This window comes from Pseudomonas sp. FW305-96, assembly GCF_058783825.1.
On sequence record NZ_JBYSYW010000043.1, the window covers coordinates 11,903 to 28,924 of the forward strand.

At 62.3% G+C, this 17,022-nt stretch carries 15 protein-coding genes and 1 pseudogene; 3 read left to right on the plus strand and 13 right to left on the minus strand.

Annotated elements, in window-relative coordinates; genetic code table 11:
* Positions 1-2: 2 nt before the first annotated feature.
* Positions 3-1,220 carry a beta-ketoacyl-ACP synthase I gene (fabB, locus tag AC3WL2_RS23680; RefSeq protein ID WP_046854777.1) on the plus strand — a complete coding sequence of 406 codons (1,218 nt, stop codon included), beginning with the start codon at positions 3-5 and terminating at the stop codon, positions 1,218-1,220.
* A gap of 72 nt (positions 1,221-1,292) precedes the next feature.
* On the opposite strand, the gene AC3WL2_RS23685 is transcribed toward fabB, so the two are convergent.
* From AC3WL2_RS23685 to AC3WL2_RS23695, 3 genes and pseudogenes are all read right to left on the minus strand, one after another.
* Positions 1,293-2,156: a methyl-accepting chemotaxis protein gene (locus tag AC3WL2_RS23685; protein WP_492574589.1), complete on the minus strand. Its 864-nt coding sequence runs from the start codon at positions 2,154-2,156 to the stop codon at positions 1,293-1,295.
* Positions 2,148-2,918: pseudogene (locus tag AC3WL2_RS23690) on the minus strand (MCP four helix bundle domain-containing protein); the annotation flags it as partial. The pseudogene AC3WL2_RS23690 and the gene AC3WL2_RS23685, both read right to left, overlap by 9 nt.
* Before the next feature lie 114 nt (positions 2,919-3,032).
* The gene (locus AC3WL2_RS23695; RefSeq protein ID WP_102684715.1) at positions 3,033-4,040 is read right to left on the minus strand and encodes an amidohydrolase family protein; all 1,008 of its coding nucleotides are present in this window, start codon (positions 4,038-4,040) and stop codon (positions 3,033-3,035) included.
* 109 nt (positions 4,041-4,149) lie between these two features.
* Between AC3WL2_RS23695 and AC3WL2_RS23700 the strand changes: the two genes are divergently transcribed.
* Positions 4,150-5,013, plus strand: coding sequence for a pirin family protein (locus AC3WL2_RS23700; RefSeq protein WP_102684714.1), 864 nt, complete (start codon positions 4,150-4,152; stop codon positions 5,011-5,013).
* Positions 5,014-5,125: 112 nt separating this feature from the next.
* Here the strand turns inward: AC3WL2_RS23700 and AC3WL2_RS23705 are convergent, their stop codons facing one another.
* The 4 genes from AC3WL2_RS23705 to AC3WL2_RS23720 all read right to left on the minus strand — a co-directional run bounded on the left by AC3WL2_RS23705 (position 5,126) and on the right by AC3WL2_RS23720 (position 8,885).
* On the minus strand, positions 5,126-5,851 hold the full coding sequence (locus tag AC3WL2_RS23705) for a dienelactone hydrolase family protein (RefSeq protein WP_102684713.1): 726 nt from the start codon (positions 5,849-5,851) through the stop codon (positions 5,126-5,128).
* Positions 5,852-5,952: 101 nt separating this feature from the next.
* Positions 5,953-7,860, minus strand: coding sequence for a molecular chaperone HtpG (gene htpG, locus AC3WL2_RS23710; RefSeq protein WP_102684712.1), 1,908 nt, complete (start codon positions 7,858-7,860; stop codon positions 5,953-5,955).
* A gap of 93 nt (positions 7,861-7,953) precedes the next feature.
* Positions 7,954-8,412, minus strand: a complete 459-nt coding sequence (locus AC3WL2_RS23715) for a PaaI family thioesterase (protein ID WP_023629623.1) — start codon at positions 8,410-8,412, stop codon at positions 7,954-7,956.
* Entirely contained in the window at positions 8,409-8,885 is a 477-nt protein-coding gene (locus AC3WL2_RS23720) for a PaaI family thioesterase (protein WP_102684711.1), read from the minus strand. The genes AC3WL2_RS23715 and AC3WL2_RS23720 overlap by 4 nt, the downstream gene beginning before the upstream one ends.
* A gap of 136 nt (positions 8,886-9,021) precedes the next feature.
* Between AC3WL2_RS23720 and AC3WL2_RS23725 the strand changes: the two genes are divergently transcribed.
* Complete coding sequence (locus tag AC3WL2_RS23725) at positions 9,022-9,297, plus strand: hypothetical protein (protein WP_046854770.1); 276 nt, start codon at positions 9,022-9,024, stop codon at positions 9,295-9,297.
* A 67-nt stretch (positions 9,298-9,364) separates the two neighbouring features.
* Here the strand turns inward: AC3WL2_RS23725 and AC3WL2_RS23730 are convergent, their stop codons facing one another.
* The 6 genes from AC3WL2_RS23730 to odhB all read right to left on the minus strand — a co-directional run bounded on the left by AC3WL2_RS23730 (position 9,365) and on the right by odhB (position 17,008).
* On the minus strand, positions 9,365-10,114 hold the full coding sequence (locus AC3WL2_RS23730; protein WP_102684710.1) for a DUF599 domain-containing protein: 750 nt from the start codon (positions 10,112-10,114) through the stop codon (positions 9,365-9,367).
* Positions 10,115-10,332: 218 nt separating this feature from the next.
* A complete protein-coding gene (gene brnQ, locus AC3WL2_RS23735; RefSeq protein WP_102684709.1) occupies positions 10,333-11,646 on the minus strand; it encodes a branched-chain amino acid transport system II carrier protein in 1,314 nt (437 codons plus the stop codon).
* A gap of 388 nt (positions 11,647-12,034) precedes the next feature.
* A complete protein-coding gene (gene sucD, locus AC3WL2_RS23740; RefSeq protein WP_004376004.1) occupies positions 12,035-12,919 on the minus strand; it encodes a succinate--CoA ligase subunit alpha in 885 nt (294 codons plus the stop codon).
* Positions 12,919-14,085: an ADP-forming succinate--CoA ligase subunit beta gene (gene sucC, locus AC3WL2_RS23745; RefSeq protein ID WP_023629628.1), complete on the minus strand. Its 1,167-nt coding sequence runs from the start codon at positions 14,083-14,085 to the stop codon at positions 12,919-12,921. Before sucC ends, sucD begins: the two co-directional genes overlap by 1 nt.
* A gap of 172 nt (positions 14,086-14,257) precedes the next feature.
* Positions 14,258-15,694, minus strand: a complete 1,437-nt coding sequence (gene lpdA, locus AC3WL2_RS23750) for a dihydrolipoyl dehydrogenase (RefSeq protein ID WP_102684708.1) — start codon at positions 15,692-15,694, stop codon at positions 14,258-14,260.
* A 90-nt stretch (positions 15,695-15,784) separates the two neighbouring features.
* Complete coding sequence (gene odhB / locus AC3WL2_RS23755) at positions 15,785-17,008, minus strand: 2-oxoglutarate dehydrogenase complex dihydrolipoyllysine-residue succinyltransferase (RefSeq protein ID WP_102684707.1); 1,224 nt, start codon at positions 17,006-17,008, stop codon at positions 15,785-15,787.
* Positions 17,009-17,022 lie beyond the last annotated feature (14 nt).

Genomic DNA, 17,022 nt, shown 5'->3' on the forward strand with positions numbered 1-17,022 from the left:
GCATGCGCCGCGTCGTTATCACTGGTCTGGGCATCGTTTCGTGCCTGGGCAATGACAAAGAGACCGTCACCGAAAACCTGCGCAACAGCCGTCCGGGTATCCGTTACAACCCGGAATACAAGGAAATGGGGCTGCGTAGCCAGGTTTCCGGTTCCATCGACCTGAACCTCGAAGAGCTGATCGACCGCAAGGTCTACCGCTTCGTCGGCCATGCCGCGGCCTACGCCTACCTGGCGATGCAGGACGCGATCAAGGATTCCGGCCTGAGCGAAGAGCAGATCTCCAGCCCGCGCACCGGCCTGGTTGCCGGCTCCGGCGGCGCTTCCACCCTGAACCAGATGGAAGCCCTGGACACCCTTCGCGAGAAAGGCGTCAAGCGCGTCGGCCCCTACCGCGTCACCCGCACCATGGGCAGCACCGTGTCGGCGTGCCTGGCCACCCCGTTCAAGATCAAGGGCATCAACTACTCGATCTCGTCGGCCTGCGCCACCTCCGCACACTGCATCGGCACCGCCATGGAGCAGATCCAGTGGGGCAAGCAGGACATCGTCTTCGCCGGCGGCGGTGAAGAGGAGCACTGGAGCCAGTCGTTCCTGTTCGATGCCATGGGTGCCTTGTCGACCAAGCGCAACGAAACCCCCGAGCTGGCCTCGCGCGCCTACGACGCCGACCGTGACGGTTTCGTCATCGCCGGCGGCGGCGGCATGGTCGTGGTCGAAGAACTTGAGCACGCCCTGGCCCGTGGCGCCAAGATCTACGCCGAGATCGTCGGCTACGGCGCAACTTCGGACGGCTACGACATGGTCGCCCCAAGCGGCGAAGGCGCAATCCGCTGCATGCAGCAGGCACTGTCCACCGTCGACACCCCGATCGACTACCTGAACACCCACGGCACCTCCACCCCGGTCGGCGACGTCGCCGAGATGAAGGGTGTGCGTGAAGTGTTCGGCGACAAGGCACCGAAGATCAGCTCGACCAAGAGCCTGTCCGGTCACTCGCTGGGCGCCGCAGGCGTGCACGAGGCGATCTACTGCCTGCTGATGATGGAAAACAACTTCATCGCCGGCTCGGCCAACATCGACGAGCTGGATCCGGAAGTCGCGGACCTGCCGATCGTGCGCAAGACCGAAGACGCCAAGCTCACCACCGTGATGAGCAACAGCTTCGGCTTCGGCGGCACCAACGCCACCCTGGTGCTCAAGCGCTGGGAAGGCAAGTGATCGGCTGACACGCTGAACGAGAACGCCCCGACTTAGGTCGGGGCGTTTTTGTTTGTGCCCCGCGGGGGGGGCTTACACCGAGAAGCGCTGCACCAGGGTATTGAGGTCCACCGCCAGCCGCGACAGGGCCTGGCTCGCTGCAGACGTCTCCTCGGCCCCCGCCGACGACTGATGCGCCAGGTCGCGGATGGTGGTCAGGTTGCGGTCCACCTCGCGCGCCACCTGGGCCTGCTGCTCCGAGGCACTGGCGATCACCAGGTTGCGCTCGTTGATCTGGCCGATGGCCGCGGCGATCGCCTCCAGCGCCTGGCCTGCGGCATGGGCACCGTCGAGGGTCGAGCGGGCCTGGGCATCGCTGTGCTGCATGCCCTGCACGGCCCGTTCGGCGCCGCTGCGGATGGCCACGATCATCTGTTCGATCTCCTGGGTCGAACTCTGCGTACGGTGGGCCAGCGCCCGCACCTCGTCGGCGACCACGGCGAACCCGCGCCCGGCCTCGCCGGCCCGCGCCGCCTCGATGGCCGCGTTGAGCGCCAGCAGGTTGGTCTGCTCGGCGATCGAGCCGATCACATCCAGCACCTTGCTGATGTCGTGTACCTGCTGGGCCAATTGTCCGACCTCCTCGGCATTGCCTGCCACGCCAGTGGCCAACGCCTCGATGGCGGTAACCGTGGCTCGCACCTGTTCGCGCCCGCGCCGAGCGATCTGGTCGGACTCGCGCGAGGCCTCGGAGGTGGCCACCGCGTTGCTCGCCACCTCCTCCACCGCCGCCGTCATCTGATTGACCGCCGTGGCGGCCTGCTCGATTTCCATGCTCTGCTGCTGCAAACCACGGGTGGCATCCTCAGTGACCGCGCTCAGCTCCTCGGAGGCCGACGCCAGCTGGCTGGCCGAGTCGGAGATCCGCCCGATGGTCTCGCGCAAACTCAGCTGCATGCTCTTCAGGGCCGCCAGCAGGCGCGCTGGCTCATCATCACCCTGCACGGTGATCTGCGGGGTCAGGTCGCCCGTGGCGACCGTCTCGGCGACCTTCAGCGACTGGCCGAGCGGTCGCACGATGCTACGGGTCAACGCCAGGGCGAGCACCACGGTGAGGCTCAGGGCGATCACCAGCAACACGCCGACCCATACCTTCGCACCGTTGTACACGGCCTCGGCCAGGTCGGTGGCTGAGTTGGCCTGATGGTTGTTCAGCTCGATCAGCTCGTTGAGGGTCGTCGTCATCTGGTCGGCCAACTGGTTCATCTCGCCGTTGACCAGCGCCGCCGCTGCCTGGACATGCCCATCGGTGGCCAGTTGCACCACCTGCCCCTGCAAAGTCATGTATTGACGCTCAAGGCCCTGGTAGCGGTCGAACAACGTGCGCTCCTCAGGAAGCACGATCAAGGCATCGTAGTGACTCTGAGCCTTGCTCAGGCCGCCTTTGACCTCGTCGATGCGGGCACGGTTCTGCTGCTGGGCGACCGGGTCAGTGTTGACCAGCAGGCGCAAGGTCAAGGCGCGGATGCGTAGCATGTCCTGAGTCATGCGGCCCACCGAGATCACGCTCGGCAACCAGTTGTTGTCCACCTGCTCGGACTGCTGGCGCATGTTGGTCATCTGTTGCAGCGCGAAGCCGCCCAGCGCCACTACCAGCAGCGCCATGATGCCAAAGCCAAGGCCGGCGCGCGGCGCGATATTCAAGCGTCTCAGGCTCATTTCCAGGATCCCTCCCAAGCGTGATATTCCGTTGCTTAAAAAAGGTATCGGGCCGCCTGGAAATTGCGTAAGACGAAAAGGCGATATCAAATCGCTATCTGCGCATAAAACTCGTTATTTCGCGCTTTTTGGCAGCAAATCGACAAAATTCCTGCGGCTCACCCGCTCTGCCACCGCTTCTGGCAACGCATCGAGGAATGGATCGAAAGCGTGCATCTGTTCGCCGATGCTGCCGAAGCGCCCCACCACATCGGAACCGAGCATGAAGCGCAGGGGAAAGCGTTGGACCAACTCGACCCAGGCCTTGCGTGGCCCGCCCTTCTCATCCAGCAGGTAGGGCTCGAGCACGCTCCAGGACAGGTCCACGTATAGGTTGGGATAATCCTCTAGCAATCGTGTGAGCACCGGCAGGAGAAAGTCCATGCGCTCCTGGTGTCGGTGGATCTCCATGCTGCTGCCAGCATGAGCCCAGATGAAGCGGGTATGCGGATGGTTGCGCAACGGTTCTTCGATTTCCGCCAGGTACAGCGGGTTGCGCTCGCGCTTGGAGGTGATGTTCGAATGCAGCAACACAGGCAGGTCGCGCTCGGCCGCGAGGTGGTAGATACGGGTCATGGCCTCGTTGTTGGCCCGCGGCGTATCGCCGCTGGTCAGGGCGGTGAGATCGTCATGACGGGTGAACACCTCGCCGATGCCCTGCCACAGCCCCGGATAAAGCTCGAGCATGCGCTCGATATGGTTGACCGCATTCTTGTCCACCGGGTTGAAGCCGGTAAGGAACGGATGAAAGCGCCTGCGCTGCTCGGCAGGCAGTTTCTCCAGCGCGGCGGCGACGTACAGGTCGGTGGCGCTGTACCAGTAGGCATCGGCATCATCGCCTGCATAGTAGCGCGGACGCTTGGGCTCGTCCTCGTGCCATTTCTTGGCCACCGGAATGCCGGAGATCATCGACTGTTCCACCCCGGCCTCGTCCATGGCCTTGAGCAAAGCCGGCATGCCCTCGGTTTCCTGGAAGAAATCCACGTAGTGCAGATGGGCGTCGCTGTAGCGGTAGTCGCGGGCTTGCGCAGTGTCGAACAGGCTTGCGCTCAACAGCAGGCAGGCCAATGTGCGGGCAATCATCTCAGGCTCCTTTGCCGGTACCGCAAGAGTAGACCGGGCAGCGCGCGCGACGGTTCAGCCACGGACGGCAAAACGCTATGCTTGCAGGCATCCCTCAAGGAGTGTCGCCATGAGCAGCCCCCTGGTCATCCGCCCACGCGCCGAATCGGTCGAGGGCCAGCCGATCCTGCGTCCGCTGCCCTCGGCGCAGTGCCGCAGCGTAGGGCCTTTCGTGTTCTTCGACCATATGTTGGAAACCGACTATGCACCGGGTCATGGCATGGACATTCGCCAGCACCCGCATATTGGCCTTTCCACCCTCACCTACCTGTTCGAGGGTGAAATCCAGCACAAGGACAGCCTCGGCTCGGACCAGCGCGTGCGCCCGGGAGACGTCAGCTGGATGACCGCCGGAGCGGGCGTGGCGCATGTCGAGCGCACGCCGGCCGAGGTGTTCGAGCGCGGCTCGCGACTGCATGGGCTGCAGGTCTGGCTGGCCTCGCCGAAGTCCGATGAGCAGGGCCCGGCAAGCTACAGCCATCATCCGGCCGACAGCCTGCCGGCCAGTGACAGCCTCGGCGTGCGGATCCGCATGATCGCCGGCACAGGTTTCTGCCTGGCCTCACCGGTACCGGTGCTCTCCCCCACGCTCTACGCTCATGTGCACATGCAGGCGGCCACCACCCTGATCGTGCCGACGGAACACGCACAGCGCGCACTGTATCTGCTCGAAGGCGAGTTGATGCTGGATGACGAGGAAGTCGAGCCATGCAGCCTGATCGTGCTGCCCGAGGGCGAAGAGGTGGTGTTGCATGCCGAAGAAACGAGCCAGCTGGTGCTGATCGGCGGCGCGCCGCTGGATGGGCCGCGGCGGATGAACTGGAACTTCGTGGCCAGTGACCCGGGATTGATAGAACAAGCCCGGGCGCGCTGGGCGGCCGGGGATTGGCCAGTGGTGCCGGGAGAAAGCGAACGGATCGAATTGCCGCGTTAACGGGGGCCGCTTCGCGACCCATCGCCGGCAAGCCGGCTCCCACAGGGATTTGCATTGCTTCTGTGGGAGCCGGGTTAACGGCGATGGAGCTGCGCAGCAGGCCCTTGAGCGCTCAGCCTGCGAACACTTCCTTGAGCAAGTTATGCATCGAACGGAATGCCCGCTCCGAGGTGCGCCGGTCATACTGCATCTTGCCCGGCACATTGGCGTTCGGATCGGTGAACGAGTGCACTGCCCCGCCATAGCTGAGCAACTGCCAGTCAACCTTGGCAGCATTCATCTCTTCTTCGAAGGCTGGCAGCTGTTCCATTGGCACCAATGGGTCGGAGGCACCATGCAGCACCAGCACCGAACCCTTGATGCGCTTGGCATCCTCGGGGTTCGGGGTATCCAGCGTGCCGTGGAACGACACCGCCGCCCTCAGATCGGCGCCGGTGCGGGCAAGCTCCAGGGCACAGCAGCCGCCGAAGCAGAAGCCGAAGGTGGCCACCTTGCCAGGCTCCAACAAGGCCCTCGATTGCCCCACCAACTGCGCCAGCGCTTCCTGCATGCGCTTGCGCAGTTCGGCGCGGTCGTTCTTCAGCGGCATCATCGCCGTACCGGCTTCGTCAGCATTGGACGGCCGCACCGACTGGCCATACAAGTCGGCAATCAGCACCACATAACCTTGCTCGGCCACTTCCTTGGCGATACGTTCGGCGCCCTCGCCGATACCCATCCAGTTCGGCGCCATCACCAGGCCCGGCTGCGGCAGCGCGCCCGGGGCGTAGACCAGGCGGCTTTCGTAAGCCTTGCCTGACAGGTGATAGACCAACGACTCGACGATGACCTTGCTCATTCAGCTCTCCTTGGGCGTTCACGGGTCAGGACAGGATAGATGTATTCGTGGGAGCAGCAGACATGAAAAAGCCCGCCGAAGCGGGCTTTTCTTGCCTCAGGTCAAGCCGACAGCTCGACCAGCAGCTTGTTCAGGCGACGCACGTAGGCCGCCGGATCCTTCAAGCTGTCACCGGCCGCCAGGGCCGCCTGGTCGAACAGGATGTGCGAAAGCTCGGCGAAGCGGTCTTCGCTCTGCTCGCCATCGAGCTTCTCGATCAGCGGGTGGCTCGGGTTGAACTCGAAGATCGGCTTGGACTCCGGCACCTTCTGCCCGCTGGCCTCGAGGATCTGGCGCATCTGCAGGCCCAGGTCCTGTTCGCCGATGGCGAGGATCGCCGGCGAGTCGGTCAGGCGGTGCGAGACACGCACCTCGGCAACGCTGTCACCCAGCGCGCCCTTGAGACGCTCGACCAGGCCTTCCTTGTCCTTGGCGACTTCTTCCTGGGCCTTCTTGTCCTCTTCGGAGTCCAGCTTGCCCAGGTCCAGGTCGCCGCGGGCGACGTCGACGAAGGCCTTGCCGTCGAACTCGTTGAGGTAGCTCATCAGCCACTCGTCGATGCGGTCGGTCAGCAGCAGCACTTCGATGCCTTTCTTGCGGAAGACTTCCAGGTGCGGGCTGTTCTTGACCTGAGCGTAGGATTCGCCGGTCAGGAAGTAGATCTTGTCCTGGCCTTCCTTGGCGCGGGCCAGGTAGTCGGCCAGGGCGACGCTCTGCTCGCCGCTGTCGTCATGGGTGGAGGCGAAGCGCAGCAGGCTGGCGATCTTCTCCTTGTTGGCGAAGTCTTCGGCCGGGCCTTCCTTCAACACCTGGCCGAAGTTCTTCCAGAAGCCCTTGTACTGCTCGGGCTCGTTCTTCGCCAGTTTCTCCAGCATGTCCAGCACGCGCTTGGTCAGCGCGGTCTTCATCGAGTCGATGATCGGGTCTTTCTGCAGGATCTCGCGGGAAACGTTCAGCGACAGGTCGTTGGAGTCGACCACGCCCTTGATGAAGCGCAGGTACAGCGGCAGGAACGACTCTGCCTGATCCATGATGAACACGCGCTGCACGTACAGCTTCAGGCCGCGTGGCGCTTCGCGCTGGTACAGGTCGAACGGCGCGCGGGCCGGCACGTACAGCAGCGAGTTGTACTCCAGCTTGCCTTCGACCTTGTTGTGGCTCCAGGCCAGCGGGTTCTCGAAGTCATGGCCGATGTGCTTGTAGAACTCCTGGTACTCCTCGTCCTTCACCTCGGTGCGCGAACGGGTCCACAGGGCGCTGGCGCGGTTGACGGTTTCCCATTCCTGCGCCGGTTTTTCCTCGCCTTCGGCGGCCTCGGCCTGCTCCTTGGGCAGCTCGATCGGCAGGGCGATGTGGTCGGAGTACTTCTTGACCACGTTGCGCAGGCGCCAGCCATCGGCGAATTCATCCTCGCCCTTCTTCAGGTGCAGGACGATGCGGGTACCGCGCTGCGGCTTGTCGACGGTGGCGACTTCGAACTCGCCCTCGCCTTTCGACGACCAGTGCACGCCCTCGGCGGCCGGTAGCCCGGCGCGACGGCTGAACACGTCGACCTTGTCGGCGACGATGAACGCGGAGTAGAAGCCCACGCCGAACTGACCGATCAGGTGCGAGTCCTTTTTCTGGTCGCCAGTGAGGTTCTTCATGAAGTCGGCGGTGCCGGACTTGGCGATGGTACCCAGGTGCGCGATTACGTCTTCGCGGCTCATGCCGATGCCGTTGTCCTCGAGGGTCACGGTGTTGGCGGCCTTGTCGAAGCTGACGCGAATCTTCAGGTCGGCGTCGCCTTCGAGCAGCTCAGGCTTGGCCAGGGCCTCGAAGCGCAGCTTGTCGGCGGCGTCGGAGGCGTTGGAGATCAGCTCGCGCAGGAAGATCTCCTTGTTCGAATACAGGGAATGGATCATGAGGTGCAGCAGTTGCTTTACCTCGGTCTGAAAGCCCAGGGTTTCTTTTTGAGTCTCCACACTCATGGTCTTCAAAACTCCAATCTGTTGGTTGGTGACGCCTGGCGGCCAGCGGGCCGTTTTTGATGGCGGATGTCCAGCAGATGGGGGCAGCCCTGACTATTTCAAGGGCTTTTCGGGTTCAATCTTGAAATGCGCGCGCGCCGTGGCGATCGGGGTATCGCGATCGCCCTGCCAGGCGGTAATGGCGACGTTGGTCACCCGCCGCCCCTGGCGCCACAGCTGGCACTGGGCGTAGGTATCGCGGTAAAGGCCGGCACGCAGATAATCGATGGAGAAATCGATGATCTTCGGAATGCTCGCGCTTTCGCTGTAGATCAGCAGGTAGAGCGCCGCGGACAGCTCCATGAACCCGGCGATCACGCCGCCATGGATCGCCGGCAGCAACGGGTTGCCGATATTGTCCGGATTGGCCGGCAGACGGAACAGCAGGTCTTCGCCCTGGCGCTCGCATTCGATACCGATCAATCCGGCATAGGGGATCAACGCCAGCAAGGGCTGGTAATCACCCCGGGCGTGGGCCTGGTTCAGCTGTTGGCGGATATCGCTGGGGATCACGTGCGGCGCTCCTTGAGGCTGTTACCGAAGCGGATGCCGCCCTTGACGTCCTGCCCCAGGCGCATGAAGGTGCCGACCACCTGGCAGATCGGTTGCGAAGGGTCATCCTGGTAGGCCGTCCCCCGGGTGAAGATGACATCGCGGGTCACCCGGTAGCACTGGGCATGGCCATAGATGTCCTTGCCCGCCTCGGCCGGGTGCATGTAGTCGATGCGCAGGTCCAGAGTCGGGCACACTTCGAAGCTGGGCAGCGCGCAGAGCGTGGCCATGCCGCAGGTGGTGTCCATCAGCGTGGTCAGCACACCCCCATGCACCGCGCCATTCTGCGGATTGCCGACAATGGCCGGCGACCAGGGCAGCAACAGGGTCATGCCATCGGCGTCGGCATGCTGCACCCGCATCTGTAATACCTGGCAATGTTTCAATGCCGACAGAAAGCGCTCGGCCATCGCCATCAATGGAGTCTCGTTCATTGTCCGCCGCCGCATAAAATGGGTAAAAAGTCTATATAGGCTGGGCAGTTATATATCTGTAACCTGCGTTGAACTTATTCGCCAAGGGCGTACTCGAAGGAACATACAAAGTTATTCCACCCAGGAGAAACACCCCATGCGTAAACCTTTTGCTTTTGCTCTGATGCTGGCCGCTGCCATGGGCCTGGCTGCTTGCGATAAAGCGAGCGAAGACAAAGCCCAGGACGCACAGCAACATGCCGAGCAAGCCCAAGAGAAGATGGGCGAAGCTCAGGATAAGATGAACGACGCCGCCAAGGAAAACGCCGAAGCCGCCAAAGATCAGGCCGAAGCGCAGCAGAAGGCCGCCGAGGAAGCCGCGCCTTCCACTCCAGCGCCGGCCACTGCACCTGCCGAGCCTGCCAAGCAGTAATCTCGCGACATAAAAAAACCCGACACTGTCGGGTTTTTTTATGTCTGTCATTTAAAGCTGAAAGGCTTCAGCCTGCACTATCGGAAGTGTCCCTACTCGCCTCTACCGGTGCACTTTCGGTGGGCGTGAACACCATCACTTCCAGTACATGGGAGTGGAACTCACGGCGATACAGGATGAACACCACGCCCACGCTCATGGCCATGAACAGCCAGGGGCTGATGAACCAGCTCAACATGGCCATGCCGAAGTAATACGAGCGCAACCCCAGGTTGAACTGGTTGGCGGCCAGCGACAGTACCCGCGCCGCCCGGGAGGCGAAAGCCTTGCGCTCGAGTTCGTTGACCTGACGTTCGCCTATCATCGGCGCCGAGCCCACCAACACTGCGGCGAAGTTGTATTGACGCATGCACCAGCTGAAAGTGAAGAACGCATAGACGAACACCGTCGCCAGGCACAGCAGCTTGATTTCCGACATGCCTTGGGACGCCTGCTGCACCAGCGGCAGGTCGGCCAACAGCGACAATGCGCGGTCGGACGCACCGAGCACGGTGAGGATACCGGCAAGAATGATCAGGGTGCTGGAGGCGAAGAACGATGCGTTGCGCTCCAGGTTGCCTATCACGCTGGCATCAGCGATGCGGTTGTCGCGCAGCAGCATGCGGCGCATCCAATCCTCGCGGTAAAGGTGCAACACGCTGGCCAGGCACGCAGTATCGCGCCCCTTCCAGGTGGCATAGCGGGTGTAGCCGCCCCAGCAGATGGCGAACCAGCAGACGGCCAGGAGGTTGCCCAGGTTGCTTTGGATGAAGGTCATGCAGGAATCCCTTTAAAGAGAAACAGACCGGTTTTCGACGCCCGGATTCGTTAAAAGACACGCCATCCAGTAAAAATCGTGGGGCAAGTCGCATCGGCGATAGAGTCGGTCCAGGCCACAAAAAACCCCGCGCCTTTCGGCAGCGGGGTTTCGATATCCACCTTTGACGGGGGCCCTTCGGCTTTTGGCCAGCGCCCCGTCCATCAGGCTTCAATCCATCAGGCCAGCGCCTCGCGCGGCTTGCCCAGCATGCGGTCGCAGACCACGGCGACAGCCAGGGTGACCACCGATGGCACCAGCCAGGCCATGCCTTCGTTGCTGAACGGCAGGTGAGCCAGGGCGTCAGGCAGTATGTGGGCGAAGCTGCTGCCCTTGATGGCGTCGACAACGCCGAACACCAGCGACACCAGCATGACCGGGGCCAGGATGCGGGTTGGGGAGTTCCACAGGTCCTTCACGAAGCTCAGGCCCACGACCACGATGCACGGCGGGTAGATCGCCGTCAGCACCGGGATCGAGAACATGATCAGCTTGGTCAGGCCCAGGTTGGAGATCACCAGCGAGAAACCAGCCAGGATCACCACCAGGGCACGGTACGACAGCGGCAGGATCTGGCTGAAGTATTCGGCACAGGCGCAGGTCAGCCCCACGGCGGTGACCAGGCAGGCCAGTGCGATCAGTACGGCCAGGAAACCACTGCCCAGCGACCCGAAGGTGTGCTGCACATAGGCATGCAATACCATCGCACCGTTGGTGGCATCGGCTGCGATGTCATGGCTGCCCGCACCGAGGCGGAACAGGCTGACATACACCAGGACCAGACCCAGGCCGGCAATCAGGCCCGCAATGATGGCATAGCGAGTGATCAGCTTCGGCGACTCGACGCCACGCGAACGGATGGCATTGACGATGACGATACCGAAGACCAGTGCCCCCAGCGTGTCCATGGTCAGGTAACCATCGGAGAAACCTTTGGAGAACGCGGCGGCGGCGTAGGCAGGCTGGGCCTCACCGATCGTGCCGGCCGGCAATGCGAACGCCGCGATGCCCAGCACAGCCAGGGCGATGATCTTCAAGGGCGCGAGGAAACGCCCCACGGTGTCGAGCAACTTGCCCGGGTACATCGACACGGCCAGGACCACGGCGAAGTACACCACGCTGTAGATGAGCAGTGCCAGCGGGCTTTCACCGGTCAGCGGCGCCACGCCTACTTCGAACGACACGGTCGCGGTGCGTGGGGTTGCGAACAGCGGGCCGACCGAGAGGTAGCACACCGCCGCCAGCAGGCCGCCGAAGAACTTGCCGATCGGGCTGCTCAGGGCGTCCATGCCGCCACCGACCTTGGCCAGGGCGATCACGGTGATGACCGGCAGGCCCACGGCGGTGACCAGGAAGCCGAGTGCGGCCATCCATACGTTCGGGCCAGACTGCAGGCCGACGATAGGCGGGAAGATGATGTTGCCAGCGCCTACGAAAAGCGCAAACGTCATAAAGCCAAGCGCCAGGATATCCTGGCCTTTTAACACTTTCATTTAAGGAAATACCACACTGCTGAAATCGGGAGTCGGAGGGGATTTCCCATAGGATGAAGGGAAATGCTGCCCGGCTTGGTGAGCCAGACCCGTTTAGCGTGTCGTTCCCTTTTGGGGTACGGGCACAGAGTGAACGCGTAGCCTACCTGTTTTGCCCGGCAAACGCACTGGCACAGTGCTGCTTGTCCGATGTGCGTATGTGTTTGTCGTCTGGTTGAACGTGTTCGGCGACAATTTATTGCGTATTCAAACGAATGTCTGGGTGAAAACCCTGATAGCGACCACCGAAATTTCCTCAGGTGTACAGCCCAGCTTCCAAGCGATCCCCATCAACGACAAAGGCCACCCGAAGGTGGCCTTTGTGCGCGTGGGGGGTACTACGTGTTACTTACTTCTTGACTTCCCAGCCAGTCAGCTCGGCCAGGGCCTTGCCGATGTCAGCCAGGGAACGCACGGTTTTCACACCGGCGTCCTGCAGGGCGGCGAACTTCTCGTCCGCGGTACCCTTGCCACCGGAGATGATGGCGCCAGCGTGGCCCATGCGCTTGCCCGCAGGTGCGGTAACACCGGCGATGTAGGAAACGACAGGCTTGGTCACGTTGGCCTTGATGTAGGCCGCGGCTTCTTCTTCAGCGGAACCGCCGATCTCACCGATCATGACGATCGCTTCGGTCTTCGGATCTTCCTGGAACAGCTTCAGGATGTCGATGAAGTTGGAGCCCGGGATCGGGTCACCACCGATGCCGACGCAGGTCGACTGGCCGAAACCGGCGTCGGTGGTCTGCTTGACAGCTTCGTAGGTCAGGGTGCCGGAACGCGAAACGATACCGACCTTGCCTGGCAGGTGGATGTGACCCGGCATGATGCCGATCTTGCACTCGCCCGGAGTGATCACGCCTGGGCAGTTCGGGCCGATCAGGGTCACGCCCAGCTCGTCGCACTTGACCTTGGCGTCCAGCATGTCGAGGGTAGGGATACCCTCGGTGATGCAGACGATCAGCTTGATGCCACCGAAGGCGGCTTCCAGGATCGAGTCCTTGCAGAAAGGAGCCGGTACGTAGATCACCGACGCGTCAGCGCCGGTAGCTTCTACGGCTTCTTTCACGGTGTTGAACACCGGCAGGCCCAGGTGGGTGGTGCCACCCTTGCCCGGGGTGACGCCGCCGACCATCTTGGTGCCGTAGGCGATGGCTTGTTCGGAGTGGAAAGTACCCTGCGAGCCGGTGAAGCCCTGGCAGATGACTTTGGTGTCTTTATTGATCAGGACGCTCATTACTTGCCCTCCGCAGCTTTGACAACTTGTTGAGCAGCGTCGGTCAGGCTGGTTGCCGCAATGATGTTCAAACCGCTTTCTGCCAGTACTTTAGCGCCCAGTTCGGCGTTGTTGCCTTCGAGGCGAACGACGACCGGAACCTTGACGCCGACTTCTTTCACTGCACCGATGATGCCTTCGGCAATCATGTCGCAGCGAACGATGCCGCCGAAGATGTTGACCAGTACGGCCGCGACATTGCTGTCGGACAGGATGATCTTAAACGCTTCGGTAACGCGCTCTTTGGTGGCACCGCCGCCAACGTCGAGGAAGTTGGCAGGCTTGCCGCCGTGCAGGTTGACGATGTCCATGGTACCCATGGCCAGGCCGGCACCGTTGACCATGCAGCCGATGTTGCCTTCGAGGGCAACGTAGTTCAGTTCGAACTTGGCGGCGTGGGCTTCACGGGCGTCGTCCTGCGACGGGTCGTGGAAGGTCTTCAGCTTAGGCTGACGGTACATGGCGTTGGCGTCGATGTTGATCTTGGCATCGAGGCAGTGCAGGTCGCCATCGGCCTTGATCACCAGCGGGTTCACTTCCAGCAGGGCCAGATCGTGATCCTTGAACAGCTTGGCCAGGCCTACGAAGATCTTGGCGAACTGCTGAACTTGCTTGCCTTCCAGGCCCAGCTGGAACGCCAGCTCGCGACCCTGGAACGGCTGAGCGCCGACCAGCGGATCGATGGTGGCCTTGAGGATCTTCTCAGGAGTGTCGTGAGCGACTTTCTCGATGTCCACGCCACCTTCGGTGGAAGCCATGAACACGATGCGGCGGCTCGAACGATCGACTACAGCGCCCAGGTACAGCTCTTTGGCGATGTCAGTGCAGGATTCGACCAGGATCTTGGAAACTGGCTGACCATTGGCGTCGGTCTGGTAGGTAACCAGGTTCTTGCCAAGCCACTGGGCAGCGAACGCCTTGGCGTCTTCCTTGCTGCGAACCAGCTTGACGCCGCCCGCTTTACCGCGACCACCAGCGTGAACCTGGGCTTTTACAACCCACTCGGAACCGCCGATCTTGTCGCAGGCTTCTGCTGCAGCTTCAGGGGTGTCGACTGCGAAACCCTTGGAAACTGGCAGGCCGTATTCAGCGAACAGCTGCTTACCCTGATACTCGTGAAGATTCATGCTTTTTACCGTCTTCGTTAGGTACTGCGCTTCGGCGCTGCGCCATTACTGGCGCCGCACCACCTGTGACCGTTGACCCCGGGTTTTCCCATGTGATCCGGTCCGGCGGACGTTCCGCGGTGAGTCTTGCACGCAAGACCCACGACGGGCAGACCGCCGTGGTTTCTTATAATTAACGCTTCTTACGGTTGGCGACGTGAATGGCACCGCCATTCACCGCCAGCGCTGCTTCATGCAACGCTTCGGACAGGGTCGGATGGCTGAAGACCATCATGCCCAGATCCTCGGCACTGGTGCCGAATTCCATTGCGATCGCGCCCTGCTGTACCAGTTCGGCAGCCGATGGGCCAATCACGTGAACACCCAGGACGCGGTCGGTCTTGGCGTCGGCGATGACCTTGACGAAACCACCGGTATCGTTGGCTGCCATCGCACGGCCGCTGGCCGCGAACGGGAAGGTGCCTACGTTAACCTCAACACCCTCGGCCTTCAAGGCTTGTTCGGTCTTGCCGACCCACGCGATTTCCGGGTGGGTGTAGATGACCGACGGGATCAGGTCGTAGTTCATCTGGGCTTTGTGGCCCTTGATGCGCTCGACGACCATGATGCCCTCTTCCGAGGCCTTGTGCGCCAGCATCATGCCACGCACCACGTCACCGATGGCGAATACGCCCGGAACGCTGGTAGCGCAGTGGTCATCGACGAAGATGTAGCCACGCTCGTCGATGGTCACACCGCTGTCGGCAGCCAGCAGGTCAGTGGTCACCGGACGACGGCCGACCGCGACGATCAGCTTGTCGAAGGTGATCTTCTGCTCGCCTTCGGCGTTGGTGTAGGTGACTTCGACTTCGTTGCCGTTGACTTTCGAGCCGGTGACGCGAGCGCCCAGCTTGATGTCCAGGCCTTGCTTGGTCAGGGTCTTCTGGGCTTCTTTCGACACGGCAGTGTCGGCAGCCATCAGGAAGGTGTCCAGGGCTTCCAGGACGGTGACTTCGGCACCCAGGCGAGCCCAGACCGAGCCCAGTTCCAGGCCGATCACGCCGGCACCGATGACGCCCAGGCGCTTCGGTACAGCCTGGAATTCCAGGGCGCCGGTGGAATCGACGATGACGTTCTGGTCGACCGGAGCCGGTGGAATGTCGATCGGACGCGAGCCGGAAGCCAGGATCACGTTCTCGGCTTCGATGACTTCAGTGGTGCCGTCAGCCTTGGTGACTTCGACTTTCTTGCCAGCCAGCAGCTTGCCATGGCCCTGGATCGAAGTGACGCCGTTGGCCTTGAACAGGGTGGCCACACCGCCGGTCAGGTTCTTGACGATGCCGGCCTTGCGGCCAACCATCGCGGCGACGTCCATCTTCACTTCACCCGTGGAGATACCGTGGACGTTGAAGCTCTCTTTGGCTTCCTTGTACTTCCAGGAGCTGTCCAGCAGCGCCTTGGAAGGAATGCAACCTACGTTCAGGCAGGTGCCGCCCAGGGCCAGCTTGCCCTCGGCGTCGGTGTACTTCTCGATACAGGCAGTCTTCAGACCGAGTTGGGCAGCCTTGATGGCGGCAACATAGCCGCCAGGACCTGCACCAATCACCACTACGTCGAATTTCTGGGTCATAAAAGATTCCTTATCAGCTACAAGCTACAAGCCGCGTACCGCACGGCCCCGTCTCTTGAAGAACGGGGCCGGCGGCGCGCAGCTAGTTGATTAGATGTCCAGCAGCAGGCGAGACGGATCTTCCAGCAGGTTCTTGATGGTCACCAGGAAGGTTACCGCTTCCTTGCCGTCGATCAGGCGGTGGTCGTAGGACAGCGCCAGGTACATCATTGGGCGGATTACCACTTGGCCATTGATGGCCATCGGGCGCTGGATGATGTTGTGCATGCCCAGGATCGCGGCCTGCGGCGGGTTGACGATCGGGGTCGACATCATCGAGCCGAAGGTACCACCGTTGGTGATGGTGAAGGTACCGCCAGTCATTTCTTCGATGGCCAGCTTGCCGTCACGGGCCTTCTTGCCGAAGGTAGCGATGCCGTTCTCGATTTCCGCCAGGCTCATCGACTCGGCGTTGCGCAGTACCGGTACCACCAGGCCACGGTCGCTGGAAACAGCGACGCCAACGTCTGCATAACCGTGGTAGACGATGTCGTTGCCGTCGATCGAGGCGTTGACCGCCGGGAAGCGCTTCAGCGCCTCGGTGGCGGCCTTGACGAAGAACGACATGAAGCCCAGGCGCACGCCGTTGTGGGTCTTCTCGAACAGGTCCTTGTACTTCGAACGCAGGGCCATGACTTCGGTCATGTCGACTTCGTTGAAGGTGGTCAGCATCGCCATGTTCGACTGGGCTTCGACCAGACGCTCGGCGATCTTGGCGCGCAGGCGGGTCATCGGCACACGCTTCTCGGTACGGTCGCCAGCGGCGACGACGACCGGAGCAGCGGCGGCAGCAGCGGCCGGCTTGGCAGCTGGAGCCGGAGCCGACTTTTTGTTGGCGACGGCGGCGACGACGTCTTCCTTGGTGATGCGACCGCCCTTGCCGGTGCCGGCAACGGTAGCCAGGTCGATACCGTTCTCTTCAGCCAGCTTGCGCGCGGCAGGTGCGGCAACCGGGTCGTCTTCGCCAGCGTCGGCGGCGGCAGCAGCGGCTGGAGCGGCAGCGGCCGGGGCGGCAGCTGGAGCAGCGGCGGCAGCGCCGCCTTCCACGATCGAGCCCAGCACTTCGTCGGACAGGACGGTATCGCCCTCGCCCTTGACGATGGCGCCCAGCACGCCGTCGGCGGTGGCCAGGACTTCCAGCACGACTTTGTCGGTTTCGATGTCGACGATCAGCTCGTCACGCTTGACGGCGTCGCCCGGCTGCTTGTGCCAGGTGGCAACGGTGCCATCGGCAACCGATTCCGGGAAGGTTGGGGCTTTGATCTCGATAGCCATTATCTGTGTTTCCT

Coding starts and splice junctions, on each gene's coding strand:
- brnQ (WP_102684709.1), bottom strand. CDS start 11,646: ATGAAAGTGTTAAAAGGCCAGGATATCCTGGCGCTTGGCTTTATGACG.
- AC3WL2_RS23725 (WP_046854770.1), top strand. CDS start 9,022: ATGCGTAAACCTTTTGCTTTTGCTCTGATGCTGGCCGCTGCCATGGGC.
- AC3WL2_RS23685 (WP_492574589.1), bottom strand. CDS start 2,156: ATGCAGCTGAGTTTGCGCGAGACCATCGGGCGGATCTCCGACTCGGCC.
- AC3WL2_RS23720 (WP_102684711.1), bottom strand. CDS start 8,885: ATGAACGAGACTCCATTGATGGCGATGGCCGAGCGCTTTCTGTCGGCA.
- sucD (WP_004376004.1), bottom strand. CDS start 12,919: ATGAGCGTCCTGATCAATAAAGACACCAAAGTCATCTGCCAGGGCTTC.
- AC3WL2_RS23705 (WP_102684713.1), bottom strand. CDS start 5,851: ATGAGCAAGGTCATCGTCGAGTCGTTGGTCTATCACCTGTCAGGCAAG.
- fabB (WP_046854777.1), top strand. CDS start 3: ATGCGCCGCGTCGTTATCACTGGTCTGGGCATCGTTTCGTGCCTGGGC.
- lpdA (WP_102684708.1), bottom strand. CDS start 15,694: ATGACCCAGAAATTCGACGTAGTGGTGATTGGTGCAGGTCCTGGCGGC.
- odhB (WP_102684707.1), bottom strand. CDS start 17,008: ATGGCTATCGAGATCAAAGCCCCAACCTTCCCGGAATCGGTTGCCGAT.
- htpG (WP_102684712.1), bottom strand. CDS start 7,860: ATGAGTGTGGAGACTCAAAAAGAAACCCTGGGCTTTCAGACCGAGGTA.
- sucC (WP_023629628.1), bottom strand. CDS start 14,085: ATGAATCTTCACGAGTATCAGGGTAAGCAGCTGTTCGCTGAATACGGC.
- AC3WL2_RS23700 (WP_102684714.1), top strand. CDS start 4,150: ATGAGCAGCCCCCTGGTCATCCGCCCACGCGCCGAATCGGTCGAGGGC.
- AC3WL2_RS23695 (WP_102684715.1), bottom strand. CDS start 4,040: ATGATTGCCCGCACATTGGCCTGCCTGCTGTTGAGCGCAAGCCTGTTC.
- AC3WL2_RS23730 (WP_102684710.1), bottom strand. CDS start 10,114: ATGACCTTCATCCAAAGCAACCTGGGCAACCTCCTGGCCGTCTGCTGG.